The organism is Sphingomonas asaccharolytica NBRC 15499 (assembly GCF_001598355.1).
Taxonomy (GTDB): domain Bacteria; phylum Pseudomonadota; class Alphaproteobacteria; order Sphingomonadales; family Sphingomonadaceae; genus Sphingomonas; species Sphingomonas asaccharolytica.
This window is the reverse complement of sequence record NZ_BCYU01000063.1, coordinates 1-26,270: the sequence shown is the minus strand read 5'-3', so window position 1 is coordinate 26,270 and position 26,270 is coordinate 1. Positions and strand designations below refer to the sequence as shown.

At 65.7% G+C, this 26,270-nt stretch carries 24 protein-coding genes, 1 tRNA gene and 1 pseudogene; 16 read left to right on the top strand and 10 right to left on the bottom strand.

What is annotated here, in order from left to right; translation table 11 throughout:
- Window positions 1-64 precede the first annotated feature (64 nt).
- Window positions 65-331 carry a hypothetical protein gene (locus tag SAS01S_RS15985; protein WP_157082852.1) on the bottom strand — a complete coding sequence of 89 codons (267 nt, stop codon included), beginning with the start codon at window positions 329-331 and terminating at the stop codon, window positions 65-67.
- Between the two features lie 90 nt (window positions 332-421).
- On the opposite strand from SAS01S_RS15985, the gene SAS01S_RS15980 reads away from it, so the two are divergent.
- The 5 genes from SAS01S_RS15980 to aat all read left to right on the top strand — a co-directional run bounded on the left by SAS01S_RS15980 (window position 422) and on the right by aat (window position 4,322).
- The gene (locus SAS01S_RS15980) at window positions 422-913 is read left to right on the top strand and encodes a DNA-deoxyinosine glycosylase (protein ID WP_066810598.1); all 492 of its coding nucleotides are present in this window, start codon (window positions 422-424) and stop codon (window positions 911-913) included.
- A 37-nt stretch (window positions 914-950) separates the two neighbouring features.
- Window positions 951-2,297: a DNA polymerase Y family protein gene (locus tag SAS01S_RS15975; RefSeq protein ID WP_066810596.1), complete on the top strand. Its 1,347-nt coding sequence runs from the start codon at window positions 951-953 to the stop codon at window positions 2,295-2,297.
- Between the two features lie 87 nt (window positions 2,298-2,384).
- On the top strand, window positions 2,385-2,771 hold the full coding sequence (locus SAS01S_RS15970; RefSeq protein ID WP_066810594.1) for a hypothetical protein: 387 nt from the start codon (window positions 2,385-2,387) through the stop codon (window positions 2,769-2,771).
- A 94-nt stretch (window positions 2,772-2,865) separates the two neighbouring features.
- Window positions 2,866-3,576, top strand: a complete 711-nt coding sequence (locus tag SAS01S_RS15965; RefSeq protein ID WP_066810592.1) for a ParA family protein — start codon at window positions 2,866-2,868, stop codon at window positions 3,574-3,576.
- Entirely contained in the window at window positions 3,573-4,322 is a 750-nt protein-coding gene (aat, locus tag SAS01S_RS15960; protein ID WP_066810590.1) for a leucyl/phenylalanyl-tRNA--protein transferase, read from the top strand. The genes SAS01S_RS15965 and aat overlap by 4 nt, the downstream gene beginning before the upstream one ends.
- A gap of 35 nt (window positions 4,323-4,357) precedes the next feature.
- Here aat and SAS01S_RS23180 read toward each other — a convergent pair.
- The 5 genes and pseudogenes from SAS01S_RS23180 to SAS01S_RS15940 form a co-directional block, all read right to left on the bottom strand.
- A pseudogene (locus SAS01S_RS23180) lies at window positions 4,358-4,525 on the bottom strand (DUF2155 domain-containing protein); the annotation flags it as partial.
- 281 nt (window positions 4,526-4,806) lie between these two features.
- The gene (locus SAS01S_RS15955; protein WP_066810589.1) at window positions 4,807-5,199 is read right to left on the bottom strand and encodes an NADH:ubiquinone oxidoreductase subunit NDUFA12; all 393 of its coding nucleotides are present in this window, start codon (window positions 5,197-5,199) and stop codon (window positions 4,807-4,809) included.
- Window positions 5,200-5,243: 44 nt separating this feature from the next.
- Window positions 5,244-5,729: a DUF192 domain-containing protein gene (locus tag SAS01S_RS15950; protein WP_066810588.1), complete on the bottom strand. Its 486-nt coding sequence runs from the start codon at window positions 5,727-5,729 to the stop codon at window positions 5,244-5,246.
- Between the two features lie 4 nt (window positions 5,730-5,733).
- Window positions 5,734-6,270: a cold-shock protein gene (locus tag SAS01S_RS15945; RefSeq protein WP_245656940.1), complete on the bottom strand. Its 537-nt coding sequence runs from the start codon at window positions 6,268-6,270 to the stop codon at window positions 5,734-5,736.
- 127 nt (window positions 6,271-6,397) lie between these two features.
- Entirely contained in the window at window positions 6,398-6,928 is a 531-nt protein-coding gene (locus SAS01S_RS15940) for a regulatory protein RecX (protein ID WP_084239096.1), read from the bottom strand.
- Between the two features lie 113 nt (window positions 6,929-7,041).
- Between SAS01S_RS15940 and SAS01S_RS15935 the strand changes: the two genes are divergently transcribed.
- From SAS01S_RS15935 to rplA, 7 genes are all read left to right on the top strand, one after another.
- Complete coding sequence (locus tag SAS01S_RS15935) at window positions 7,042-8,808, top strand: fatty acyl-AMP ligase (RefSeq protein ID WP_174544980.1); 1,767 nt, start codon at window positions 7,042-7,044, stop codon at window positions 8,806-8,808.
- Between the two features lie 169 nt (window positions 8,809-8,977).
- A complete protein-coding gene (locus SAS01S_RS15930; protein WP_066810587.1) occupies window positions 8,978-11,338 on the top strand; it encodes a putative bifunctional diguanylate cyclase/phosphodiesterase in 2,361 nt (786 codons plus the stop codon).
- A gap of 251 nt (window positions 11,339-11,589) precedes the next feature.
- Window positions 11,590-11,666: transfer RNA gene (locus SAS01S_RS15925), tRNA-Trp, on the top strand.
- Window positions 11,667-12,004: 338 nt separating this feature from the next.
- The gene (gene secE, locus SAS01S_RS15920; protein WP_084239095.1) at window positions 12,005-12,202 is read left to right on the top strand and encodes a preprotein translocase subunit SecE; all 198 of its coding nucleotides are present in this window, start codon (window positions 12,005-12,007) and stop codon (window positions 12,200-12,202) included.
- An 8-nt stretch (window positions 12,203-12,210) separates the two neighbouring features.
- Window positions 12,211-12,750: a transcription termination/antitermination protein NusG gene (gene nusG, locus SAS01S_RS15915; protein WP_066810584.1), complete on the top strand. Its 540-nt coding sequence runs from the start codon at window positions 12,211-12,213 to the stop codon at window positions 12,748-12,750.
- 484 nt (window positions 12,751-13,234) lie between these two features.
- Entirely contained in the window at window positions 13,235-13,666 is a 432-nt protein-coding gene (rplK, locus tag SAS01S_RS15910) for a 50S ribosomal protein L11 (protein WP_066810582.1), read from the top strand.
- Between the two features lie 4 nt (window positions 13,667-13,670).
- Entirely contained in the window at window positions 13,671-14,363 is a 693-nt protein-coding gene (rplA, locus tag SAS01S_RS15905) for a 50S ribosomal protein L1 (protein WP_066810580.1), read from the top strand.
- Window positions 14,364-14,430: 67 nt separating this feature from the next.
- Here the strand turns inward: rplA and SAS01S_RS15900 are convergent, their stop codons facing one another.
- Entirely contained in the window at window positions 14,431-15,507 is a 1,077-nt protein-coding gene (locus SAS01S_RS15900; protein ID WP_066810578.1) for an acyl-CoA dehydrogenase family protein, read from the bottom strand.
- Between the two features lie 215 nt (window positions 15,508-15,722).
- Between SAS01S_RS15900 and SAS01S_RS15895 the strand changes: the two genes are divergently transcribed.
- From SAS01S_RS15895 to SAS01S_RS15885, 3 genes are all read left to right on the top strand, one after another.
- Window positions 15,723-16,289, top strand: coding sequence for a DUF4337 domain-containing protein (locus tag SAS01S_RS15895; protein ID WP_066810574.1), 567 nt, complete (start codon window positions 15,723-15,725; stop codon window positions 16,287-16,289).
- Window positions 16,290-16,363: 74 nt separating this feature from the next.
- A complete protein-coding gene (locus SAS01S_RS15890) occupies window positions 16,364-18,085 on the top strand; it encodes a VanW family protein (RefSeq protein ID WP_066810572.1) in 1,722 nt (573 codons plus the stop codon).
- Window positions 18,086-18,139: 54 nt separating this feature from the next.
- Window positions 18,140-19,243, top strand: a complete 1,104-nt coding sequence (locus SAS01S_RS15885; protein WP_084239093.1) for an FUSC family protein — start codon at window positions 18,140-18,142, stop codon at window positions 19,241-19,243.
- Here SAS01S_RS15885 and SAS01S_RS15880 read toward each other — a convergent pair.
- From SAS01S_RS15880 to SAS01S_RS15870, 3 genes are all read right to left on the bottom strand, one after another.
- On the bottom strand, window positions 19,203-20,060 hold the full coding sequence (locus SAS01S_RS15880) for an oxidoreductase (protein WP_066810567.1): 858 nt from the start codon (window positions 20,058-20,060) through the stop codon (window positions 19,203-19,205). The genes SAS01S_RS15885 and SAS01S_RS15880 overlap by 41 nt on opposite strands.
- Window positions 20,061-20,162: 102 nt before the next feature.
- The gene (locus tag SAS01S_RS15875; protein ID WP_066810565.1) at window positions 20,163-21,626 is read right to left on the bottom strand and encodes a CehA/McbA family metallohydrolase; all 1,464 of its coding nucleotides are present in this window, start codon (window positions 21,624-21,626) and stop codon (window positions 20,163-20,165) included.
- Window positions 21,626-24,145 (bottom strand): TonB-dependent receptor, encoded by a 2,520-nt coding sequence (locus SAS01S_RS15870; RefSeq protein ID WP_066810563.1) that lies wholly within the window; start codon window positions 24,143-24,145, stop codon window positions 21,626-21,628. Before SAS01S_RS15870 ends, SAS01S_RS15875 begins: the two co-directional genes overlap by 1 nt.
- A gap of 296 nt (window positions 24,146-24,441) precedes the next feature.
- Between SAS01S_RS15870 and SAS01S_RS15865 the strand changes: the two genes are divergently transcribed.
- Window positions 24,442-26,211, top strand: a complete 1,770-nt coding sequence (locus SAS01S_RS15865) for a DEAD/DEAH box helicase (protein WP_066810561.1) — start codon at window positions 24,442-24,444, stop codon at window positions 26,209-26,211.
- The last annotated feature ends 59 nt before the right edge of the window (window positions 26,212-26,270 follow it).

Here is a 26,270-nt window from a genome sequence, read left to right as displayed (position 1 = left end):
GGCTGGGGTGACGGGAGGATGTTGGGCGACGGGAAGATCCCGCGGGGAGAGGAGCTTTCAGAACTCACTCTGTGCGCGTGTCTGCGCTCGCCGGGGAGTTGGCCATGGTGTCATTGCTGGCTGTGCCGTCGTCGGGCACCGCCACATTGTCCGGCACCGCCGCCGCTGCATTCTCTGTAGGCGTCGGCGTCGGGCTCGGCACCGTCGCGACGACATTGCCGACCGCCGTGGTGGTGATCGAATCGGCCGAATTCTGCCCGACCGCCGTCGGGCTGCCGCCGCATCCCGCCAGCATGGCCAGGATCACGCCCACCAACAGCACTCGCTTCATGCCCATCTCCCTGATTGGCGACAATCGTCACCCGAACCGGCAGCCCGGTCAAGGCGGGACGTGCTTGGCGAGCCGCGCTAGACTAATGCCGTGACCCTCAAACGCTCCTTTCCTCCCGTGGTCGATGCGCGGACTAGAATATTGATCTGCGGCAGCCTGCCCGGCGATCGCAGCCTCGCCGCGCAGCGTTATTATGCCCATCCGCAGAACCAGTTCTGGCACCTGCTCTCCCCCGTGGTCGGGCACGATCTGGCAGGGCGGGACTATGAAGATCGGCTCGCGACGCTCCTTGACGCGCATATCGGCCTTTGGGACGTCGTCGCTACCGCCATGCGCGCGGGCAGCAGCGACGCCGCGATCCGCGACCATGCGCCCAACGATCTCGAACAACTCGCCGCGACGCTGCCCGAATTGCGCGCGATCGCCTTCAACGGCGGCACCGCGTACAAGATCGGCCTCCGGCTGATGGACAAGCACGCTCAACGATATGACCTGATAGCATTGCCGTCGAGCAGCCCGCTCCACACGATCGGCATCGCCGCGAAGCACGGCGCATGGACGGCGCTCCGCGCCTATCTCTGACCTGTTTCACGCGCCGATGTTCTGATAATGTTCCATCATGGCGTACGCCGAGTCGATATCCGCTGCCCCTAGCGACGCGCTGGCCTTGTCGGTCGACCTGACCTTGCCGCCGCGCCCGCTGCGCTGGCTGTTCCTCGACCTCAATTCCTATTTCGCCAGCGTCGAACAGCAGCTCGACCCGGCATTGCGCGGCAAGCCGGTGATCGTCGCGCCGGTCGGGTCCGACACCACTGTCGCGATCGCGGCGTCGGTCGAAGCCAAGCGCTACGGCATCACCACCGGCACGCCGGTCTGGGAAGCCAAAAGGCTATGCAAGGAACTGCTGATCGCGCCCGCGCGCCACGACAAATATGTCGAGTTCCACGATGCAGTGATCGCGGAGATCTGGAAGCACATCCCGGTGACGCGGGTCTGTTCGATCGACGAAGTCGCGTGCCGCCTGCTCGATAACGAGAATTCGCCCGATCAGGCGATAGCATTGGCGCGGCGGATCAAGGCGGGGATCCGTGCCAATGTCGGCGCGTGCCTGACCTCGTCGGTCGGGATCGCGCCCAACCGGCTGCTCGCAAAGCTCGCCTCCGATATGCAGAAGCCCGACGGGCTGATCGTCCTGACCGCCGAGCAATTGCCGCATCGATTGTTCGGGCTGGCATTGCGCGACATTTCGGGGATCGGCGCGAACATGGAGCGCCGGCTGGCGCGCGACGGAGTCAACGATATCCGTCAATATTGCGAGCGCCGCCCGCGCGACGCCGGCACCGCCTGGGGCGGCACCAATGGCGATCGGCTCTGGTATCTGCTCCACGGCGTCGATCTGCCCGACAAGGCGACCCGGACGCGGTCGATCGGGCACAGCCATGTGCTATCGCCCGGCAAGCGCGGGCTCGAGCCGGTGCGGCTGACCGCACGCAGGCTGGCGCTCAAGGCGGCTAGCCGCCTCAGGCGAAAAGGCTATGCGGCGCGCCTGCTGGTGCTTCACGTCCGGTTCGAGCAGGACAAAATCGTGTGGCAGACCAGCCGCCGCCTGACGGCGACGCAGGACAGTTTCCAGGTGCTCGCCGCACTCGACGCCTTGTTTCCCCGGCTGGCCGAAGAAGGGCGGCAGCGTCACGGGTCGCTGCGCGTGCGGATGATCGGCGTGACGCTCAACGAAATCGTGCCCGTCGCCGGCGAGCAGGGATCGCTGTTCGAGCATCTCGACCCCGACGACCCGCTGGCCCGCGAAACGCGTGGGCTGGCGCTCAGCCGCGCGATGGACCGGCTCAACGAAAAGTTCGGCCGCCACGCGGTGTCGCTGGGTCCCTTTTATGGTGGGCGGATCGATCGCGTAGGTACGAAAATTGCGTTCGGCCGTATCCCGGACATGGACGAATTTCACGAATGACACTTTTGTTGCAACGCATCATGTCCGAATCGGCCGAAAACCTTACATCTTGACCTTCGCTGCTGCGTGAGCGAAGCGCGAAGGCCTATGAAGACCCCCCTTCTCCCCGCAACCGCCGTAGCGCTTCTGGCGCTGACGGCCTGTCAATCCAAGACCAACGCCACGACGGTCGAGAACTCGACCACCGTCGAGAACAAGACGGTCGCCGAAAAGCCCAAATTCGAGCTTCCGCCGGCTATCAAGGCTGAGGTTTCGATGCGCTGCCATGGCGATAACACGTTGGCGCACTTGACTTTTTTCGAGGGCGACAAGCAGCTGACCGTGTCGGCACCATCGGACGCATCGCCGGTCGTGCTGAAGGCACCGGAAGCCGGCAAGCCCTATGTCGCCGACGGCGGCTGGGAAGTGTCGGGCACGCCCAAATCGATCAAGCTGACCGCGCCGGGCAAGCCCGCCCAGACCTGCGACGCCTGATTCCAACCCAGCGGTCCGCGTTTCGGCGCGGACCGCTGTTGCATCCACTGCCCAGATTGGGCACCTTGCCGATCATCGCCCAACGGGAGCGGGCATGGCAACGATCGCGATCTACAGCCTGAAAGGCGGCGTCGGCAAAACGACGCTGGCGGTCAACCTGGCCTGGGCCGCCGCAACTCTCTCGTCGCGCCGGACATTGCTTTGGGATCTCGATCCGCAAGCGGCCAGCACCTTCTTGTTGCCGACCAAAAAGGGCAAGACCGACGCCCAGTCGGTGTTCACCAAGGACGTCGAGCCGAGCAAGCTCGCCCGCGCCACCGCGATCGCGCGACTCGACGTGATCGCCGCCGACGCGTCGTTGCGCGGGCTGGATCTGCTGTTCCACGAACTCGACAAGAAGAAGCGGCTGCAGAAGCTGTTGGCGTCCCTGGCCAAGGATTATGATCGGGTGATCCTGGATTGCCCGCCGGGTCTGACCGAAACCAGCGAACAAGTGATCCGCGCCGCCGACCTGATCGTCGTGCCGGTCATTCCCTCGCCGCTGTCGCAGCGCGCGTTCGACGACATGGCCGCATCGTTGGGCAAGGCCAAGGTGCTGCCGGTCCATGTCATGGTCGATCGCCGCCGCCGGTTGCACGGCGAAGCGGTGGCGGCACATCCCGACTGGCCGGTGATTCCGATGGCCAGCATCGTCGAACAGATGGGCGATCGCCGCGCGGCGGTGGGTCAATTCGCCGGAAGTTCGGCGGCGGCGCGGGCGTTCGCCACGCTGTGGCAGACGATCGAGAAGCGGCTGGCGCGATGAAGCCGCCCCCCGAGCCCTCTTATGAGGTTCTCGATCCCCATCTCGTTCTGGGGGCCTATGCCGTCGGCGTCTTTCCAATGGCCGATGCGCGCGACGCGGCCGGGGTCTATTGGGTCGAGCCGCGCAAGCGCGCGATCCTGCCACTGGACGGTTTCCATCTGTCGAAATCGCTCCGGAAGGTAATTGCCTCGGACCGGTTCCGCGTCACCGCCGACGCGGCGTTCGAGGACATGATCGCGCTCTGTGCCGAAAGCGCCGCCGACCGGCCGGAAACGTGGATCAACACCACGATCGAAAGCGTGTTCACCACGCTTCATTATCAGGGCCGCGCGCATTCGATTGAATGCTGGGACGGTGATCAACTGGTCGGCGGACTCTACGGCCTCGCGCTCGGCAAGGCGTTCTTCGGCGAGTCGATGGTCAGCCGCGCGACCGACGCGTCAAAGGTGGCCCTCGCCTGGCTGGTGGCGCGGTTGCGGGTGGGCGGGTTCACCCTGCTCGATTGTCAATTCATGACGCCCCATCTCGCCTCGCTCGGCGCGATCGAGATCAGCCGTGGCGATTATGTGGCGTTGCTGGGCGCGGCGATCGACGGCTCGCTGGGCGCGGCGGTGTCCGGCGCCGCGGCGGGGGATTTCGGCGCGCTCGACCGGCTGCCCGATTTTGGCGATCCCGCGGGTGCCGTCACGGTGTCCGCGCCGCCTTTGGGGAAGGACATCGTGCAGCTCTTGACCCAGACGTCGTAAATCGGATCGATCACCACGTTCAGGTTTGGCCGCTCCTTGTACAGCCAGCCTGAAAATACGCGCTTCCACTGCTTGTCGGTCTGCTCGATGTCGAGCTGGACGAACGCGCCGGTATAATGCTCGGCTTCCCACGGCGCGGTTTCCTCGCACGCGCGTAGGCGGACGATGGCATTGCCGACGCGAATCGCCTCGCCGGGCTTCATCGTCAGATCGCGAGTCTGGCTGTTGCGCTTGTTGAGCAGGCCGAGTGTCGCGACGCGCTGGTTCATCGGAGTCGCGCCCTGGGTCGGATTGGTCGCGTCCCCCGATACGTCGATCGTCTCGACGCCGCCCGACTGGCCGCTATCGTCGAGCGCAGTCGGCGCGGCGGTCGCCACCGCGTCGGGCGGTGGCGCCGGCGGCGTCTCGTACCAATTATAGCCGGCCCAGCCGGCGGCGCCGATACCGGCCACCAGCGCGGTGATACCGCCGACGCGGCGCCAGTTCATCCTTCCGGCGTCCAGGCTTCGTAATCACCGGTGGCAGGGGCGCGATGCCCGCCCTTTTCGAGCGCGCCCGGCGGCCGATAGGCCAGAGCGGTCCCGGTCAGATTGGGCACGGCGGGCTTTTCCCAACGGCGCTGCTCCGGCAGCGCGCGATCGGGCACGTCGTCGATCTGGTGGTGCAGCCAACTGAACCATTCAGGCGGCACCCGGCTGGCATCATTCGCGCCGTTATAGATCACCCAGCGCCGCGGGTTGCCGTTGGTGTCCTTGCCGCCCCGGTAATAGACGTTGCCAAGGTCATCCTCGCCGACGCGCTCCTTGCCGAGCAGGCCGACCATCGTGCCCCAGGTCGCGCCGGTCCACCAGGTGAAGGGATTGAGATTGATACCCATAGGCCGCGCTTAGCGGGTGACGGTCCGGCGTTCAACGTCTGCCGTCACTTGCCGGTCCAGGTCACCTTGTCGCCCTCGGCAATCTCCAGCTCGGCACTGCGCCCGCCCTTGAGCTCGAGCACCGCGCCGACCGGCTCGCCCGACGAAATCGGCGTCTCGTCTTCGGGAATCGCGTTTTCCGCGATGCGCGCGATCGTGCCGTTGGGCCGAATGAAGATGATATCGAGCGGGCTCGGCGTGTTCTTCATCCAGAAGCTCGCTTCTTTGGGCGCGCCGCCGCCGGCCGGATAGGGCCAGAAGAGCATGCCGCCATTGTCGGCAATATCGGTCCGGAACATCAGCCCTTTTTCCTGCTCGGTGGAGGTTGAGGCGACCTCGACCTGGAAAGAGTGAACGCCGTTGCTGCTGGCGACGGTCAGCGCGATCGTCTTGGCCGCGGAATCGCTGTTCGCGCTCGCGGTACCGCTTTGCGAACAGGCCGTCGGCAGGACGCACAGCGCCAGCGGCAGCAACACATACCGGAATTTCATGAAATCAGTCCTGTTCGACCATGACTGCCAACGGGCCCTTACGGCCCTCAACGATCCGCGCCCTCAGGCGTTGCTCGGGCTCTACCTCATGCAGACCGGCTCGGCGCAGCGTTTCCATATGCACGAATATATCGGCCGAATCGGCATCGCGCACCAGGAAACCATAGCCCTTCAGGCGATTGAACCATTTGACCGCGACCGGTTCGAACGGCCCGGCCTCGTCGAGCATCGAGACTGGATCGACCCGATCGGCATCGGGGCGGACGCGCGGCGGCGGCTCGATCGCAGTCGACAGGTCGATGGCCAGGATCGCGCTTGCCTGCAGGCCGCGGTCGCGGCGGACCGCCACGCAATCGACCCGTGCGCCTTCGGGCAGGCTGCGCCGGCCATGCGGCTGGAGCACCGAAAAGTGAATGAGGATATCGCCCGCCTGATCGTCATCGACCAGGAAGCCGAAACCGCGCGTGACGTCGAACCATTTGACGACGCCGCGATGGCGCGATTCGCCGTCCGCCAGCGCCCCGACGTCACCCTCTTCCAATGGCTCTAACGGGCGATCGCCCGTCTCCAGCTGCGGTTCTACGCGCACAGTCACCCCCTGTGAACGATCTGTGTAACACGATCGCGATGAAAGCCAAAGGGTTAGCGCTGGTCATTTCGCGGCCGTTCTATTCGAGCAATTCGGCGGGATCGTCACCGGGATTCATGCTCGCCAGCGCGCGGGCCAGCTGGAACGAATGGCCGGCGCGAAGCAGCGCCGCGACATGCTTCTCGCGCGTCGGGCGATCGCCCGGCTGGTCGGCGAACGGACCGATCCGACGCCTACGGGCATAAGCGATCGCGGCGTCGACCGAGCGGTCGGCGACGGCCGGCGCGATGGCCTCGGCGTCGTCGCCGGCGATACCCGCCTGGCGCAATACGCCGGCCACGCGCCGGGCGCCCAGTCCGCGCCGCGCCATCGTGCTTGCCTTGGCCTCTCCCCAGGCGCGATCATCGATATAGCCGAGCTCGCCCATGCGATCGGCGATCGCCGCCGGGTCGGCGGCTTCCCCGTCCCAGCCCCGCTCGCGGATCTTGCGGCGGAGATAATCGGTCAGCCGCCCGCGCGTCGTCGCGAAGCGTTCGACATAGCGCAATGCCAGCCGTTCGAGGCTCGAACGGTCGAGCGGTGGGGCGGGTTGACGAGGAACTCGGGTCATGTCGCCATGTTTGTGCCACACTGACAACCGATTTTGAACGCGTGCGGGCGGCAGGGGGCCGTCGCTGGCATGAAGCGGCCGGTAAGAGCCGCAGGAACATGGGCGCGAAAGTGATGACATTAGACATGGCGACTGACGTGGTGGGCGAGCGAACGGAGAGCCTGGTGCCGACTCCGACCGACGACGCCTTGCCGCGCCGACTGGCCGATTTCGCGACGTTGGGCGAAGCGCTGGATTATGCCGCGAAAGGCGTGCGCGGGCTCAATTTCCACGATCCGCGCGGCGCGTTGGTGCGTGCTTATCCTTTTTCCGAAATGCGGCGGGACGCGCTGGCGATGGCGCGCCGGCTGATCGCGTCGGGCGTGAAGCCTGAGGACCGAATCGCGCTGATCGCGGAAACCGGCGTCGAGTTCGCCAGCCTTTTCTTCGGTGTGGTCTATGCCGGGGCCTGGCCGGTGCCACTGCCGCTGCCGACCAGCTTCGGCGGCGCGCAAAGTTATATCGACCAGCTGTCGGTCCAACTCAAAAGCTGCGACCCGACGATGCTGATCTATCCGCCCGAGATCGGCGCGATGTGCGCCGAAGCGGCAAGGATCCAGAAGGTCGAGGGAATCGACTGGGCGAGCTTCGCCGAGCGCCCTGCCCCCGACGTCGAGTTGCCGCAGGCAGTGGGTGAGGACATCGCCTATCTGCAATATTCGAGCGGCTCGACGCGCTTTCCGCATGGCGTCGCGATCACCCATCATGCGCTGCTCAACAATCTCGCCGCGCACAGCCATGGCATGCATGTCGGCGATGGCGATCGCTGCGTTTCGTGGTTGCCCTGGTATCATGACATGGGGCTGGTCGGCTGCTTCCTGTCGATCGTCGCCAACCAGGTATCGACCGATTACCTCAAGACCGAGGATTTCGCCCGTCGTCCGCTCGCCTGGCTCGACCTGATCAGCCGCAATCCCGGCACCACGCTCTCTTATTCGCCGACCTTCGGATACGACATCTGCGCCCGCCGCATGTCGAGCCAGACCAAGGCGCAGGATCGATTCGATTTGTCGCGCTGGCGCGTTGCGGGCAACGGCGCCGACATGATCCGCCCCGACGTGATGCAGTCGTTCGTCGACGCGTTCGGCGATGCCGGGTTCAAGGCGACCGCGTTCCTGCCGAGCTATGGCCTGGCCGAGGCGACCCTGGCGGTGTCGATCATGCCGCCAGGCGAAGGCATCCGCGTCGAACTGGTCGAGGAAACCCAATTGTCGGGCCAGGAAGGCCGGCACGATCGCCCGCAGCGGTATCGCGCGATCGTCAATTGCGGCAAACCGGCGCGCGACATGAAGATCGAGATTCGCGAGGAAGACGGCGCGCCGCTGCCCGAACGCGCGATCGGCAAGGTGTGGTGCGCGGGACCGTCGGTGATGGTCGGCTATTTCCGCGATCCCGAAGCGACCGCCGCCTGCATGCAGGACGGTTGGCTCGATACCGGCGACATGGGCTATATGTCGGACGGCTATATCTACATCGTCGGCCGCGCCAAGGACATGATCATCGTCAACGGTCGCAACCATTGGCCGCAGGACATCGAATGGGCGGTCGAGCAGTTGCCCGGCTTCAAGGCGGGCGACATCGCCGCGTTCGCGATCACCACGCCGGGCGGCGAAGAGACGCCGGCCGTCTTGGTCCAGTGCCGGACGTCAGACGAAGCCGAACGCCTGCGCCTGCGCGATGAGATTCGCGAGCGGGTGCGGTCGGTTACCGGCATGAATTGCGTGATCGAACTGATCCCGCCGCGCACGCTGCCGCGCACGAGTTCGGGCAAGTTGAGCCGGGCGAAAGCGCGCAATCTGTACCTCGCCGGCGAAATCAAGCCGTACGCGATCGCCGCTTGAAGCCGTAGCGGGTCAGCACAACACGGGTTGATCTCGATCAATCGAGCGGGGTTATCCACAGTTTTGGCGACTAGATCGCGACGATGGCTCTCCATTTCGGGGCAAATTCGCAAAAAAATCCTGCGTGCGCCTAACCCTTCGCTAACTCTGTAGGCGCTATCCGCAGGGGGTGAGTACGGAGCCCTCTTCCCAATTCGCCACCCCGCGGATCGACGTCCGCGCGTTGCTTGGTCTTTACGATCCGGCGGACACCACCGATTGGGGTCCGATCCGGGCGGCGCAATTGCACGCTGGACGCCAGCTCGCCTTGTTCCTGCTCGGCGCCAACGTGATCGGCGCGGCCTTGGTCGTGATGATGTTCGACGGCCAGGTGCCGCGCGAAATGCTGATCGGCTGGGCGGTCCTGACCGGCCTGGTCGGAGTCGGCGTGGCGATGAGGCGCCTCGCCTCGCGGCATCGCGACGCCAATTCGGCGACCCTGGGCGATGTGCGCGATACCGTGCTGGAAGGGGTCGCGCTTGCGTCGGTCTGGTCGATTCCGCCGCTGGCGCTGGGGTCGCGCGTCGACATCGGCACCGCAATGGCGTTGTGGATCGTGCTTTCGGTCATGCTGACGGCATCGGCTGTAGCAATGGCCGCGCTGCCGCTGGCGACGCTGAGTTTCCTTGGCATCCTTGGCACCGCCATTGCCGTCATGCTGGTATTGATCGGCAGCCCGTTACTGGCCGCGGCAACGATGCTGTTCGTCGTCCTGCTGATGGTCAGCTGTTTCCAGCGCGGAAAATCGCTGGTGGTGATCCGCGCCAACGAAATCGGTCTGTCAGAGCGCGACGAAACCGTCAGCCTGTTGCTCCGCGAATTCGAAGAAGAAGATGGCGACTGGCTGTGGGAGACCGACAGCGCCCGGCGCATCGTCCGCGCCAGCCCGCGCTTCGCGCGCTCGGTCCATCTCGATCCGGTGAAGATCAACGGCATGCCGCTGCTCCAGGCGCTGGCCGGCGTGCATTGGGAAAGCGGCGACTTCTCCTCCGGGCTCCGCATGCTCGCCGACAAGCTCAAGAATCGCGAACCGTTTCGCGATATCCTGCTGCCCGTGCAGGTCGGTGACGCCGAACGATGGTTCGCGCTGGCCGCCAGCCCGCGTCACGATGAGGACGGTTCCTTTATCGGCTTCCGCGGTGTCGGATCCGATGTCACTGCCCAGCGCGAATCGGCCGACAAGATCAACCGCATGGCGCGCTACGACATGCTCACCGGCCTGCCCAACCGCCTCCACCTCAACGAGCAACTCGGCCGCGCAATGGCCGAGGCGGAGAAATGGGGCACGCGCTGCGCGTTCATGATGATCGATCTCGATCGCTTCAAGGCGGTCAACGATTCGCTCGGCCATCCGGTCGGCGACCGGTTGCTCGGGCGCGTGTCGGAACGGCTCGGCCATCTGGTCAGCGACAATGAGGTCGTCGGCCGCCTCGGCGGTGACGAATTCGCGGTGGTGGTGCGCGACGCATCCGATACCGTGCGCGTCGAAAAGCTGGCGCAGGCGATTATCGAGATGTTGTCGCGGCCCTACGAAGTCGACGCGCACACACTCTATATCGGTGCGTCGGTCGGCGTCGCGATCGGCCCGCGTGACGGCCGCACCGCGGAGATGTTGATCCGCTCGGCGGACCTCGCCCTTTATCGTTCCAAAGATGCCGGTGGCGGCGTCTTCCACACCTACGAACCCCAGCTCCACGTCAAGGCGGAAGAGCGTCGCGTGCTCGAAATGGCGCTGCGCCAGGCGCTCGAAAAGGGCGAGATGCACCTCGAATACCAGCCGGTTGTTGTCGCCGGATCGGGCAGTCTCACCGGCTTCGAAGCGCTCTTGCGCTGGACGCATCCCGAATTGGGCGTCATTTCGCCGGCGAAGTTCGTGCCTTTGGCGGAAGACGCACGGCTGATCGTCCCGATGGGCGAATGGGTGTTGCGCCAGGCATGCGACGAAGCGTCGCGCTGGCCCTCGCCGACGCGGGTCGCGGTCAACGTATCGCCCGAACAGCTGCACAATCCGGCCTTCGTATCGGTGGTCGCCTCGGCGCTCGCCAATAGCGGCCTGCCGCCGGAGCGGCTCGAGCTCGAAGTGACCGAGGGCGTGTTCATGCGCGAAGGCACCGTCGCGGTGCAGGTACTCGAACGCGTGCTCGATCTCGGCGTGCGCCTGAGCCTGGACGATTTCGGAACCGGCTATTCGTCGCTCGGCTATCTCGCGCGCACGCGTTTTTCGACGATCAAGATCGATCGCAGTTTCGTCCAGGGCGCATCCAAGGGTCAGAAGGAGCCGGTCGCGATCATCCACGCCGTCGTCGCGCTTGCCCAGTCGCTGGGCATGGCAACGACCGCGGAAGGCGTCGAGACCGAAGAGGAGCATCGCCTGATCCAGGACCTCGGCTGCACCAAGGTCCAGGGCTATTATTTCGGCCGCCCGCTTCCGGTGAGCGAAGCGCGCGCGCTCGCGTCGCGCGATTGGAGCGGCGAAGCCGCCGCCGCCTGACAAAGACCCGGCGATTAGGGCTTGTTTCAGCGTAGCTGAAACAGTTGCGGTGCCGCCCTCCGTAGCCATTCCGACGATGCTGCGCATCGCCTGAACCTTGGGCTGCTCCACCCGCTCCCCCAGCCGACCTCCCAATCAGGGTATTCTACGGGAGGTCGGGTGGGGAGCGGGCCGGCACCGATTCAGCGAAGCTGATAGCGACTCTAACTATTGCCGCCCGCGCGCGGTGGCGCTACAGGCATCCGCCGCACAGGGGTGTAGCTCAGCTGGTTAGAGCGTCGGTCTCCAAAACCGAAGGCCCTCGGTTCGAATCCGAGCTCCCCTGCCACTCTTCCTCTTCCGCCGGATAGTCCCGCTCGCGTTCGATCGCGGCGAGGATGCGGATGACGGCGTGATCGAGTTCCATGATTTCCCTACCCTGGGTTATGTTGGACGGCGAACGCGGCGGCATCGCGGACGATCCATCCAAAATGGGTTAATCGCCGTGAACCATTCGAAGCGGCGCCGGGACACCGTGGGCTCCCGCGCGAACGCTTGCGTTCCGAACGGTGCGGCGCTATTTCCGCCTCAATCCGAAATCGGGATTGATTGTCGTCCGTGCCCCTTGAGGGACCGGGCGGCGGTCCTATGTCCCCAAACTCGGCAACGATTATTAGGTTCAGGCACGTGGCGAAAACGTCCCCCATGGAATTCATCCGGCAGGTCCAGGCCGAGACGCGCAAGGTCGTTTGGCCGACGCGTCGCGAGACGATCATGACCGGGGTGATGGTGATGATCATGACGGTCATCCTGGCGGTGTTCTTCTTCGCTATCGACAAGGTGTTCGACACGGGCGTCGAATTCCTGCTGAGCCTCGCGAAATAAGGTTTCCCATGGCACGCTGGTACATCATCCACGCTTATTCGGGCTTCGAGGGCAAGGTTCGCGACGCGATCCTGTCGGAAGCGAACCGCATGGGTCTCGAGCAACTGGTCGAACAGATCGAGGTTCCGACCGAGACGATCACCGAGGCGCGCCGCGGCAAGAAGATCCAGGTCGAGCGCAAATTTATGCCCGGCTATGTGCTGGCCAAGCTCGCGATGAACGACGACGTCTATCACCTGGTCAAGAACACGCCCAAGGTGACCGGCTTCCTCGGCCCGAACGGCAAGCCCCAGGCGATCAGCGACGCCGAAGCCGCGCGCATGCTCAACAGCAAGGAAGAGGCCGCGGCCTCGGCCCCGCGCCAGCAGGTCAAGGTCGATTACGAGATCGGCGATTCGGTCAAGGTGCTCGACGGCCCGTTCGCGTCGTTCAACGGCATCGTCGAAGAGCTCGATTTCGACAAGTCGAAGGTCAAGGTCTCGGTGTCGATCTTCGGGCGTGCTACGCCGGTTGAACTGGACTTCGAGCAGGTCGAGCGCTCGAAGTAAGCCGCGGGCTTACGACCGCACGTAAATAGCGCAGCTATTTACGAGACGGCGAGCGCCGGCCGGCAGGCACGCGAAGCGTGGCCTGTCCGACGACGACGCGGGATTTACTCCCGCGTCGGTCTACCGAACGAGTGTGGGAACCCCACAGCACCACCCATCAGTGTCCGACGCGGAAGTAAATTCCGCGTCGTCGGACCTCGCTTCGCGAGGCCGGCCGGACGGGAACATCGAGTGAAGACAGCCCCCGGCTGTCTTCAGTCCGTCCGGGGGGACGGACGGCTCGATGTTCTCTCACAATTAGCTCGCGCTAATTGTGTGGAGCTGCGACGCTGTTGCTTCCTCGGCCACTTTCCGCTATCGGCCCGCCCTTCCTAAGCTACCGCTGCGGAATTGCGGGAGGGTTCGCGTCGCGGGCCCGTCTAACCGCTAAACTTGACCTGGACGGTGGAGCCCCGGCCCCATCGCCCACTACAGAGTGAGTACAATGGCTAAGAAAATCACAGGCTATATCAAGCTGCAGGTGCCCGCGGGCGCTGCCAATCCGTCGCCGCCGATCGGCCCGGCGCTGGGTCAGCGCGGCGTCAACATCATGGAATTCTGCAAGGCGTTCAACGCCGCGACCGGCGACCTCGAGAAGAGCACGCCGATCCCGACCATCATCACCGTCTATGCCGACCGGTCGTTCTCGTTCGAGACCAAGACCCCGCCGGCGACGTTCCTGATCAAGAAGGCCGCGAACTTGAAGTCGGGCTCGAAGGAGCCGGGAAAGGTCTCCGCGGGCAAGATCAAGCGCTCCGAGCTGTCGAAGATCGCCGAAGTGAAGATGAAGGACCTGAACGCCAACGATATCGACGCGGCGACCCGCATCATCGAAGGCTCCGCCCGCGCGATGGGCCTCGAAGTGGTGGAGGGCTGAACCGATGACTTTCGTGAGCAAGAAGAACAAGGCGATCACGATCGACCGCGAGAAGTTGCACGGCGTTGACGAGGCGATCGGTCTCGCCAAGGCGAATGCGACCAGCAAGTTCGACGAGACGATCGAAGTCGCGATCAACCTGGGCGTCGATCCGCGCCACGCCGACCAGATGGTCCGCGGCGTCGTAACCCTGCCCAAGGGCACCGGCAAGGACGTCCGCGTCGGCGTGTTCGCCAAGGGCGCCAAGGCCGACGAAGCCAAGGCCGCTGGCGCGGACGTGGTCGGTGCCGAGGACCTGATGGAAATCGTCCAGGGCGGCACGATCGATTTCGATCGCTGCATCGCCACCCCGGACATGATGGGCATCGTCGGTCGCCTCGGTAAGGTGCTGGGTCCGAAGGGCCTGATGCCGAACCCGAAGCTGGGCACCGTGACGATGGACGTCGCCGCGGCAGTCAAGGCGGCCAAGGGCGGTCAGGTCGAATATCGCGTCGAAAAGGCGGGCATCATCCATTCGGGCATCGGCAAGGCGTCGTTCCCGGCGGAAGACCTGCGCGCCAACTTCGATGCGCTGGTCGGCGCGGTGGTCAAGGCCAAGCCGTCGGGCGCCAAGGGCAAGTACGTCCGCAAGCTGGCGGTCAGCTCGACGATGGGCCCGGGCATCAAGATCGACACGACCGAGGTTGCCGGCGCGTAAGCCCGACAGGTCGACCGAAAAGAATAAGGGCCGGGGTCACTCCCGGCCCTTTTTCGTTGGAGCTCTTCTACCGCGCGGCGAATAATTGCTCGCCAAGCTGCCGATAGAGGCGGGGCGACACCAAAGCGTGCGCGGTCAAGGTCTGGGCATCTCTGGCACAGCGGCCGAGCCGGCTGGAAAAAGACACCCCAGCGCCGCCAACAGCGTCCTGAAGGACACGGCATTCCTCGGCCGATGTTCGCGCGGCATGGACCGCCGCCAACCGCAAATGCGCGATCATGATGTCGGGAAGCGCATCGCCGGACATCGCCTTATCCCAAGCAAGTGCCACCTGCTCGCGCAACAAAGCGCGTGCCGCATGCTGCCGCGCCCATGCCGCCGTGACCGTGCCGAGCATCGCATCATCGATGATTGCGCGGATCCCATCGAACGCCGCGCTTGCCATACCGCAGCCGACCGACGCGATGCACAATGCGGTCATCACAGCCGGAGGCATGGCATAGACGGGAGAGGAGCCAGGCCGCGGCTTCGCCAGCACGGAGGAGGTCCTACGGCTGGGGACGTGTACGGTGGGCACCTCGAACGACCCGCTGCCGGTTCCGCGAAGCCCAATTGGATTCCAGTCATCGAGCAGTTGCACTTGTGCGGCGGGGAAAAAGGCCAGGCGCGGTGGGCCGCTTTCGCCATCGACGCGAAATCCACCCATCAGCCAGGAGCAAACCGCGCTCGCACTCGCCCAGCTCCAACGCCCGCGAATCTCGAAGCCGTCGCCACTCGCCGCCGCAGTTCCGCGCGGAGCCGCCACGCCGCCCACTATGGCGTCGGCCGATCCGAAAATCTCATGCGCCGCTTCCGGGTCGAGATACGCCGCCAGCATCCCGGTCGTTGCGCAGACCATGACGCACCACGCGGCCGATCCGTCCGCCGCCGCCAGTCCTTCGACGATGTCGAGCACTTCCAGCGGCGCCAATTCCCCACCCCCCAGTCCGCGCGGAACCAACATGCGGAAAAGTCCGTGCTGCCCGAGAGTCACGGCCAATGATGCCGGGAGCTGACGCTGTTCCTCGATCGTCGATGCTTGCGCCGCAACGACGCGAAGCAGGGCGGGGAAGTCGGCGATCGCGCATGTGGCTTTGCTGATCATAATTCGTCTTTAGCTCCCGTACCGTAGTACGGAGTCAAGCGCGGACCGAATGGCGATCCGGCGGCTCAACCGCGCCCAGCTCTCGCGCTCTCTTTCGCTTTTACGGGATCGACAGATCTCTCCGCCAACGGTTCGTCGCCCCCGCCGTTATTCCCGATTTACGAACCGCCAAAACCGGCCGAAAGAGGCGCCCCGTTTCGAGCAGGAGACAATGCGTGGAAGTCGAAGTCAGCGCGGAAGCAAAGGACAAAAGGCTCAATCGCGCGGTGGCGCTGACAGTCGTAATCCTGTCGATCTTCACCGGCCTGTGCAACATCAAGGACGGCAACCTCGTCCAGACCATGCAGCAGACCAAGGCGGACTCGGTCGACAGCTGGAACGAATATCAGGCGACCCGCACCAAGCTGCACATATCGGAGACTGCGCGGAGCGAGATCGCCGTGCTGGCAACCACGCCCGCGACCAGTGAAGCCTCGAAAGCGACACTCGCCCGGCTCGACGCGGATATCGCGAAATATCGCGCCGAGACGCCCAAACTGAAGGCGCAGGCCCAGGCGCAAGCCGACAATTACGACGCACTCAATGTGCATGACGATCAGTTCGATGCGAGCGAAGCGTCGATCTCGACCGCGATCGCCATGGCCGCGGTCGCGGCACTAGCGGAAAGCCCGATGCTGCTGTTTGGATCGTGGTTCTTCGGCGCGTTCGGGATCTTCATGGGCATTTGCGGTTTCGCCAAATTGGGCTTCCATCCGGACGTGCTCAGCAACTTTCTCGGCTGAACCGCGGAGGAGGATCGCCGCGGAATTGCGCCGCATCCATTCGTGCGCGATAATCGCCGGGCGAGGAGGCCCGGATGAGCGACCGGCTGGCGAACGTCACTGCCCTGCCCGACCGCGCGGTGCCGACGCGGATCGGCAATCTGGTGTTCGAGACCAAGGCGGCATTGCTGCGGCTGCGGCGCGCGGGTTCCGACCTCATCCTTGACGCTCCCAAGCGCCACCGCCGCGGCGAGGCGCTGGTCGCCGCCCCGATCCTCGCGACGATCCGATCCCCGCTCTGGACGACGCGCGGTGGCACGAAGGACCGCACGCTCAACGCCGGCAAGATCCAGAATCTGCGTGCGGCGATTTCCGGTCTCGACGGGATCGAGATCGGCGCCGGCGACGTGCTGAGTTTCTGGCGCCAGGTCGGCAAGCCGCTGCGCCGGCGCGGCTTCGTCGAAGGACGCGAGCTGCGTGAGGGCTGCATGATCGCAACCGTCGGCGGCGGATTGTGCCAATTGTCCAACGCCCTCCACGAAGCGGCACTCGATGCCGGGCTGGAGGTGGTCGAGCGCCACGCGCATACGCGGATCGTGCCGGGATCGCGCGCGGAAGCCGGGCGCGATGCGACGGTGCTCTGGAATTACCTCGATTTCCGTATCCGCTCGCGCAGCCCGTTCCGCGTCGAAGCGCGGCTGACTGCCGACGAACTCATATTGACGATCCGCGGCGTCATCGCCGGTGCCTTCATGCCCGTTCCCGAGATCCCGGCCGGTGCGACCGCGCATGATTGCCTGTCCTGCGGGCAAACGACCTGTCACCGCCACAATCCGGACGACGTCGACGCCGGAGCGCCGACGGCATGGCTGGTCGACGGCGCGAGCCCCGAATTCGTCGCCCTGATACGCGATCGGGCGGGACCGGACGACGTCTTGATGCTGTCTTCCCGCCGGTTCGGCAAGGCCGCTGCGGCCTGGCCCGCACTCGCCGCCGAATATAGCGCCGACCTTGCTACGCTGCGCCGCTCGCTGGCCTTGCGCAGCGCGGGATCGGGCACGCCACGGGCGCGCATATTGCTCGAGGCCGAAGCGCGGCTGGCCGCCGCTTATGCGCGCAGGCTCGGCGCGGAGCACACGCATCTCGTCGTCGCGCAGCCGCTGCTCCCGCATCTCTGGAGGCTGGGCGCGTTGCGCGGACGCAGCTTCGAGGTCGTGCTCGACCGCCTGCCGATCGATGCGATGCATCGCGTGCTCGACGCCGCGCGCGATCTTTATCCCGACAGCGCAACGCTCGGCGATTTCCGCGCGGCCGAGGCGATCGCCGCGGCAGAGCGTGAGGCGCTGGGTGAAGCGGTTCGGTTGATCACGCCGCATAGCGCGATTGCCGCCCGTTTCCCGCCGACGCGCGTCGATCTGATCGACTGGCAGGCAGCGACGCCCCTGCCCGCTACACGCGGCGGCCGTACTTTTCTGTTCGCGGCCCCCGCCCTCGCGCGCAAGGGAGCGCACGCGATGCGCGAGGCAATGGAGCAACTCGACATCGCGCTGTTGCTCGAACGACCGGGCGAAGAGCGACCAGGCTTCTGGGGCGATCGCGACGTTCGCCTGGCCCAGGAAGTGCCGAGCCAACTCGCCGGCGTCATTCTGCCCGCGATCGTCGAGCATCGCCCCGCGACCTTGCTCCGCGCGCTTGCCGCGGGCTTGCCGGTAATCGCCACCGAAGCATGCGGTCTGCCGCCGCAACCCGGCCTGACGCTGATCGAACCATGCGATTCGACCGCCTTGCGCGAGGCGATCCGGCAAGTGCTTTCCTAAGCTCGCCTCATCATCTCCTTCCCTCATCATGGAGGCTTGCCTTAGCCGCGCGGGATGAGCCCTGCTTTTTCCCGAGCCGTTCACGGCACCCGCGCGGTGTTCGGTGGGGCGTTGGAATGGGACGGCGCGGATGCGCTCGATCCCATTGCGATGGCGGTCACCGCGCTGGGCATGGGTGTGCCGATCCTGATCGGCGTGCTGATCGGGCGGCCCAATATCGGCTTGGCCGCATCCCTCGGCGCGATGTGGGTCGGCGCCGCGCCGCGCGGCGCGAGCTTGAAAGAGCATTGGCAGATCGTCCGTGACATCGTCGCCGCGGCAATCGCGGCGGCGGTGGCGGCCGCGATCGTTGCCCAGCACGGACCGTGGAGCGATGTGGGGCTGGTGCTTGTCGCGGGCGCCGCGGCTTTGCTCGGCGGATTCAGCCGGCCGATGGCGGTCGCCAGCCAACGCTTCATCATCTTTGCGACGATCGGGATCGGTGTCGCGGCGCACACGCACAACCGAATCGCCCTGGTGGTTCTCATCGCCGAGGGCGCCTTGTGGGCAGCGCTCTGTGCATTGACGATCGGTGTGGTGGCGCGGCGGTTCGACATCGGCCAAATCGTGGCGAGCGAACGCGGATCGACCGCTCGCTTCGAGCAGAAGTTCCGCCGCTGGCGCGGAACGCTCCGAACCTCGACGGCATGGAGTTACCCAGTCCGGTTGATGGCCTGCCTCGCCTGCGCCGCCGCGATTTGGGGCGCGTTCCCGCAGCATCACTATGGCTGGATCGCGGTAGCCTTCGCCTTGCTGACGCAACGGCAAAGCGACAATCTTATCGCCAAGGTCTCGCAGCGCGCGCTTGGCGTGGCGGCGGGCGTGGTGGCGACCGAAGTGATCGCTATCCATCCGTTACCGGACTGGGCGCTCGTCGCGATCATCTCGACGCTCGCGGCCCTGAGCCCGTGGCTCAGGAACCGCAGCTATGCCGCTTATACCGCGGCAACCACGCCGCTGATCATGCTGCTGACCAGCGGCGGCGAGACGATCGGCCAAGGGCTGCTGATCGACCGGTTCATCGCGACTCTCATCGCGGCGGGGTTGGTGATCACCGCGTTCCTGGCCGCCCGCCGGCTTATGCCTCGGCCATCTCCGGATAATCGGCGCTCAGGCTGAGGTCGCGGTCGCCCTCGATGATCGCCAGCCGCTCTTTCAGCTTCGCCACCGCCGTCTCATACGCGAACCTGCCGAGCACCAGGTGCCGCGGCACGTCGTCGCGCGACACCGCCTCGATGATCGCCTCGCCGGCGCGGACCGGGTCGCCCGGCTGTTCGCCGCTATAGCCGCTGGTCGTCGTCATGCGCTTGCCCGCGGTCTCGGCATAAGCCTCGATCCGGTTCCTGGTCTGGCGCAGCGAACGGCCCGCCCAGTCGGTGCGGAACGGCCCCGGCTCGACGCACATCGCGGCGATGCCGAGCGGCCCGACTTCGGCGCGGAGGGAATCGGTGAAGCCCTCGACCGCATGCTTGGTCGCCGAATAATAGCCGGAGGCGGGAAATCCGACCAAACCGCCGACCGAACTGATGTTGACGATATTGCCGCTGCCCTGCTCGCGCATCACCGGCAGGACCGCGCTAGTCATCGCGAACAGGCCGAAGACATTCGCCTCGAACTGGTCGCGTATCTCCTGCTCCTCGCCTTCCTCGATCGCGCTCTGATAGCCATAGCCGGCATTGTTCACGAGCACGTCGACCCGGCCGAACCTGTCCTTCGCCGCCGCCACCGCCGCATCGATCTGCGCTTTGTCGGTGACGTCGAGGTCGACCGCCAGCGCCCGATCGGGCGCGATCTCGACGATATCGGCGACACGCTCCTTGCCGCGTGCCGTCGCCACCACGCGCCAGCCGCGATCGAGCACGATTTTGGCAAGCTCTCGGCCGAAGCCGGTCGAGCAGCCAGTGATGAACCAGACGGGATCGGCGGGGAGCGTCATCGGGGCACCTCTTATTGGGGAAGATCGCAATAAGAGAGATGGGATCGCGGGCGCCCGGCGACAAGCGCCGGGCGCCCTCGCCGGACTATAAGAACCAACGCCTCAGCGGCAGTCGATATAGACAGGGTTGCCGATCAGCAGCAGCCCGGCCTTGCCGCGCACATTGGCGCTGATCCAGCCGCACGCTTGCGCACGATCGAGCGATACCTTCATGCGCGCATCGTCGCTGTCGATCGTCGAGCCCAGGCCGGCCAGCGCCTTACCGTTGGCGATGACCTCGACCGCCGCCCCGCGCACGGCAGCCAAACGCAATTCCATCGACAGCGTCGCGTCGGGACGCAGCCGTTCGCCCATGACTGCCCGGCGCCCACCAGATACGACCGCCATTTCTAGCAAGCGATCGCGCGTCCCCTCGGTGTCGATGAATACGTTGCCACGCTTGATCCCGGCAGTGATGCCGGGGACCGACAGGCTGTCGGCATAGACCACCGTGGTCGGCCGCCCGATCCGCGACGGGCCGTCGGGGTCGTGCGTGTCGCTGCCGCCGATGCCGGTCAGGCGCTTGCCTTCGTTGAGTCGGGCGTACCAGAAACCGAGCCCGGCATAGGCACCTTCGACATGGGTGCCGTTAACCGCCTCGACCGCGGTCACCTGGCTCCAGTCGGTGTCGGTCCACAGCCAGCCGCAGCCCATGCAGATCTCCCCGCTGGGCGACGCCGGATGGTTGATCGACATGATCGCGCCGGCGGCGGCAATGCTGTTCTGAAGCGCGGGAAGGTTGGGCACGCCGGGCGTGCCGACGCGGAAATCGACGAAGCGCGACGGTCCGAAGATATTGGTGTGGCCGCGAAAGGTGGTGACCTCCACTCCGGGGATCAGCAGCATCTTGTCGAACCAGGGCTGCAGCTCGCGCAGATCGTCGAAATGCGCGACGGTATTGTGGTCGGTCACCGCGATGAAATCGAGCCCCGATGCGCTCGCCGCCTCGACCGTACGGAACAACGGACACGGGACCTTGCGCCCGAGTTGGCTCTTGCAACTGCCGTCGCTGTTCGCGTCGTGCATGTGGAGATCGCCGCGATACCAGCCGGGTCTGTCGTTGAGCGGCGGGTTGGCGATCGCGGCGCTGGCGCGTGTCGCCGTCCCGCGATCGAAATAGACCTTCACTTTATAGGCAGCGCTGCTGTTCGGGCGAGCATTGGGCACCCCGAACTGGACGTGCCAGCGGCCGGCCGGGATCGGTCCGGGCAGATAGCCCGGAGTCGCATCGCTCGCCGCGATCGTTACCTTGTCGTAGCTGCCGCCGCTCCAGCCGCGGAATTGCCTGGGATCCCAAACGCCGAGGTCGATCACGGTCTTGTTCGACTTGTCGTAGGAAAGCGCGACGGTGATCCGCTCGACGCCCGCAGGGACGTTGAACGGTATCTCGCGATAGGTCTGCGCATCCTTGCCAGCGATGACGCCCGACACGGTCACGTCTGGCTGCACCTGGTCCTGCCCGGCCATCGCTGCCGGAGCGGCAAAGACGGCCAAGATCAGCGCAACGAAAAGACGAAATCCACGCATCAGAAAGCGAAATCGACGGCGAAGCGGAAATTGCGCCCGAAGATCGGCCGGCCGATGAACAATTGGTCGTTGGCCTGGCCGCTGGTCAGCTCACCCGCGCGCGGATTGCCTTCGGTCAAGCCGATCGCGTTGGTCAGGTTATCGCCATAGGCCCAGAACGAGATGCGGTCGGTCAGCTTGAACCGTACGCTGGCGTTGAGCACGGTATAGGCCGGCAACTTCGAAATGTTGGCGGCGTCGGCATAGCGTTTCGAATAATGTTCGACGTCCATCTGCGCGCGGAAGCGGCCGTCGAGCAGGGTCACGGCCGGCGTCGCGCGCAGCCCGAGTTTGGGGACGCGGAGCAGCTGGTGACCCGAATAATCGCGCGGGATCAACGTCGTGCCCGACAGCTCGTTATACTTGAGATTGCGGAAGGTCGGGTTCTGGATCGTCGCGTTGATCGTGAGGTCGAACCAGGAAACCGGTCGGATCGTGCCTTCGAGCTCGACGCCATAATCGCGCGTGTCGGTGTAAACGGTCTGGGTGATGTAGCCCAACGTCTTCGGGTCGAACTGGGTGTTGCCGATCGAATAGGCATCGAAATCCGTCAGGAACCCGGTCGCGTAAAAGCTGACCAACGGGGTCGAGAGCTTGAACCCCGCTTCCCACATCTTGATCCCCTGCGTCACCGGCTGTGCGGCGGCCGAGGTGATGAAGCTGCCCACGCTCGGCATGCGGAACGCTGAGGTATAGCGCGCGAACACGCCCGCGCTGTGGCTGAACTGCCAATCGGCGCCGATCGTGAAGCCGACATGGTCGAACGTGCGGTCATAGGGCGTGAACACGCCGTTACCGGTCAGCACCTGGTCGTCGGCGAGCGTGGTCGGGTCGCCGAGATTGACCGTCTTCTGGCCTTCCTGCGCGCCCTTGGCGGTCACCTTTTCCCAGCGGATGCCGCCGTCGAGGCGCAATTGCGGCGTGATCTGCCACTCGTCCGACCCGTAGAGCGCGAAGACATCCGACTTGCCATAGCCGTTGGCGAATTCCGAACCGTAGCGGCTGACACCGTTCTGGGTCAGCGCGCCGACCACTTGGCCCGATGCATTGAGCGCGACCAGATCGAGCAGCCGCGAATTGCCCGACACGTCCTGCACGGTCGACGCCGAGTAGCGTTTGAACGTCTCGCGGATGTGCGCATAGTAGAAGCCCAGCGCGAAATCGTGCGTCATGCTGCCCATCTGGAAGCGGTGCGCGAGATGGAGGTCGTCGACGAACTCGCTTTCGTCGACCGTGACCGGCCGCGCCGCGTTGATGAACACGTCGCCATTGCCGTTCTGGTTCGCCACGTCGAACGCTTGCCCGGTATCGACATAGCGTAGCTGGACAGTGGTCGCGCCCGGATAGGCCCTGAGCAGCGTCGATCCATATTGGGTGAGCAGCGCCGCCGCCGTGCTGACGGAGGCGGGATAGACGCCGTTGCGCACGGTGTTGCTGTCGCGATAGCGCGCCTTGTTCGACAATTTCCAACCAGGCGCGAACTCCCAATCCGCCATCGCCGAATATTGGTTGAGCCGGATGCGCGTGCCCTGGGTATTGTCGAAGAACACCGGGCCGTTGGCGCTCTTGAGCGTCAGGAATGCCGTCTCGCGGCTGGCGGTAGTGTCATAATTGGCGTTGAATCCCGGCAGGCTGACGATGTTTCCGTCGGAATCCTTGGTCAGCGGAATGCCGGTGTAGAAGATCGCATCGTCGGCCAGATGCTTGTAGCTGAGCGCGATCTGGGCGTTGCCGAAGTCCTTCGACAGATCGGCGCGGATCTGGCCGCCCTTGTTGCCGGTATAGCCGGGATCGCGAACCCCGCGCTCGTTGCGATAGAAGCCGCCGACATCGAACTTCCAGCCGTCGACCAGGGGCGTCCCGACCCAGCCGTCGAACCGGAACAAGTCCGCGGTCGGGCCGTAGAGCAGGCGGGCGCGGCCCGACAGTTCGTCGCCCGGCTTGCGGGTGATGAAATTGACCACGCCGCCCGGCGCGTTCGAATAGAAGACCGAGGACGGACCGCCGCGCACCACCTCGACGCGGTCGATCGACTCATCCATGCGGAACGCCTGGTCGGCATTAAGATAGCCCAGCGCCGGATCGTGCTGCACCGGCAGCCCGTCCTCGAGCAGGTTGATCGATCCGAATCCGTCGACCGGGATGCCGCGCGCTCGGACGTTGCCCGACCCCTCGCCGCCCGATGCCTCGACCCAGAAGCCGGGGACCGACTTCAGCGTCTCGGTGACGCTCGACGCCGCGCGCGAGCGCAGCGCGTCGTTGCTGAGCGTGGTAATCGCATAGCTGGTATCGAGTTTGGTGCGCTCGCCCGCGCCGGCGCGGCCGGTGACGACGATATCCTGGTCGGTCTGCGCGTCCGCACCGGGCGCGGCATCCTTGTCGGCCGCGGGCAGTGGCGCGCTCTGGGCAAGCGCCGCGGGGCTCGCGGTCAGGAGAAATGCTACGATTCCGCAGCGCACGGTAAGTGCTCGGTTGGCCACCCTTTATCCCTTTTGCTGGTGCAGCGACTCTGCTGTGCACCGCGCCTAGGGACGGGTTTTTGCAGACCGGTGACGCGCCGATGTCGGCGCCGTGACGTCTCCGGGTCAGTTCGGTTGCAACGAGGGCGCGCGCGCTCTTTTGTGCGCTCGTCCATAACCCAAGTCTATGCCTCTGCTCCCGCTTTTGCCAAATCGCCAAAAAGCGCGTAGAGGCCCAGACCAATCCACATCCGTACCGCGTTACCTGCCCGGCGTCCGTCGCTCCGGGCCGACGCCGTTTTTGCCATCGAGACAGAATGCCCTTTTCCCACCTCCCCTCCCTGCTCGCCGAAGCGCTGACCGCGCGCGGTTATGAAGCGCTGACCCCGGTCCAGGCCGAAGTCAGCAAGCCCGAGTCCAATGGTCGCGACCTGCTCGTCTCCGCGCAGACCGGATCGGGCAAGACCGTCGCCTTCGGCCTCGCCATGGCCGAGGAGCTGCTCCACAAGGGCCAGACCCCGCCCGCCGGCGCGCCGCTCGCGTTGGTGATCGCGCCGACCCGCGAACTCGCGCTCCAGGTCGCCAAGGAATTGTCCTGGCTCTACGCCAAGACCGGCGCGCGCATCGCCACCTGCGTCGGCGGCATGGATCCCTCGCGCGAGCGCCGCGTGCTGGCGCAGGGCGTCCACGTCGTCGTCGGCACGCCGGGCCGCTTGCGCGATCATGGCGAGCGTGGTGCGCTCGATCTGTCGAGCCTGCGCGTCGCGGTGCTCGATGAGGCCGACGAGATGCTCGACATGGGCTTCCGCGAGGACCTCGAGACATTGCTCGACGCCGCCCCCGCCGAGCGCCGCACCTTGCTGTTCTCGGCGACCTTGCCGCGCCAGATCGTCGCGCTCGCCAAGAAGTATCAGCGCGACGCGCTGCGCATCTCCACCGTCGGCGAGGAGCGCGGGCATGGCGACATTTCGTATCAGGCGGTCGCCGTCGCCCCGGCCGATATCGAGCACGCCGTGATCAACCTGCTCCGCTTCTACGAGGCGGAAACCGCGATGCTGTTCTGCGCGACGCGCGACAATGTCCGCCATCTCCACGCCAGCCTGGTCGAACGCGGTTTCGCGGCAGTGGCGCTGTCGGGCGAGCATTCGCAGAATGAGCGCAACCACGCGCTGCAGGCGCTGCGCGATCGCCGCGCCCGCGTCTGCGTTGCGACCGACGTCGCCGCGCGCGGCATCGATCTCCCCACGCTCAGCCTGGTCGTCCATGTCGAGATGCCGCGCGACGCCGAAGTGCTCCAGCATCGTTCGGGCCGCACCGGCCGTGCGGGCAAGAAGGGCACCGCCGTCCTGATCGTCCCCTATCCTCGCCGTCGCCGGGTCGAAATGATGCTGCGGTCTGCCCGCATCGCCGCCGAATGGGTGCCGGTGCCGACCGTCGACGACATCCGCGCCAAGGATCGCGACCGCCTGATCGAGGCGCTGAGCCTGCCGGTCGAGCCCGATCCCGACGACTGGGTGATCGGCGAGGAATTGCTCAAGAACAAGTCGCCGCAGGAAATCGCGGCGGCTTTGGTCCACGCCCACCGCGCCACGATGCCCGCGCCCGAGGAAATGATCGACCGCGTACCCGAAGGACCCAAGGCGCATCATCGCGACGGTTTTGACGACACGGTGTGGTTCCGCATGAATATCGGCCGCCGCCAGAATGCCGATCCGCGCTGGATCCTGCCATTGATCTGCCGCCGCGGCGGGATCACCAAGAATGAGGTCGGCGCGATCCGTATCCAGGCCAACGAAACCGGCTTCCAGATCCCGCGCGGCATCGCGGCTCGATTCGCCGCTGCCGTGCTCAAGAGCGCGGGTGCGGATGGCGAGGACGATAGCGGCGTGCGGATCGAGCCGGTCGAAGGCTCGGGCCCCGCTCCGGCACCCGCACCGGCCCGCGCGACGCTGCATCGTGCCGCACCGACCGGCGATGGGCAAGGCAGCGCCCCGCGCCGCCAGGGCCCGCCACCCGGTCGCGGACGCCCGCCGCACGCCCATCGCAAGGGCCCGCGACCGAACAAAGGCCCGCGACCGCAGTCGTAGTTCATGGCGCGATCGCTTCGTCTCTTCACCTCCCCGGCGAAGGCCGAGGCCCAGTTTCG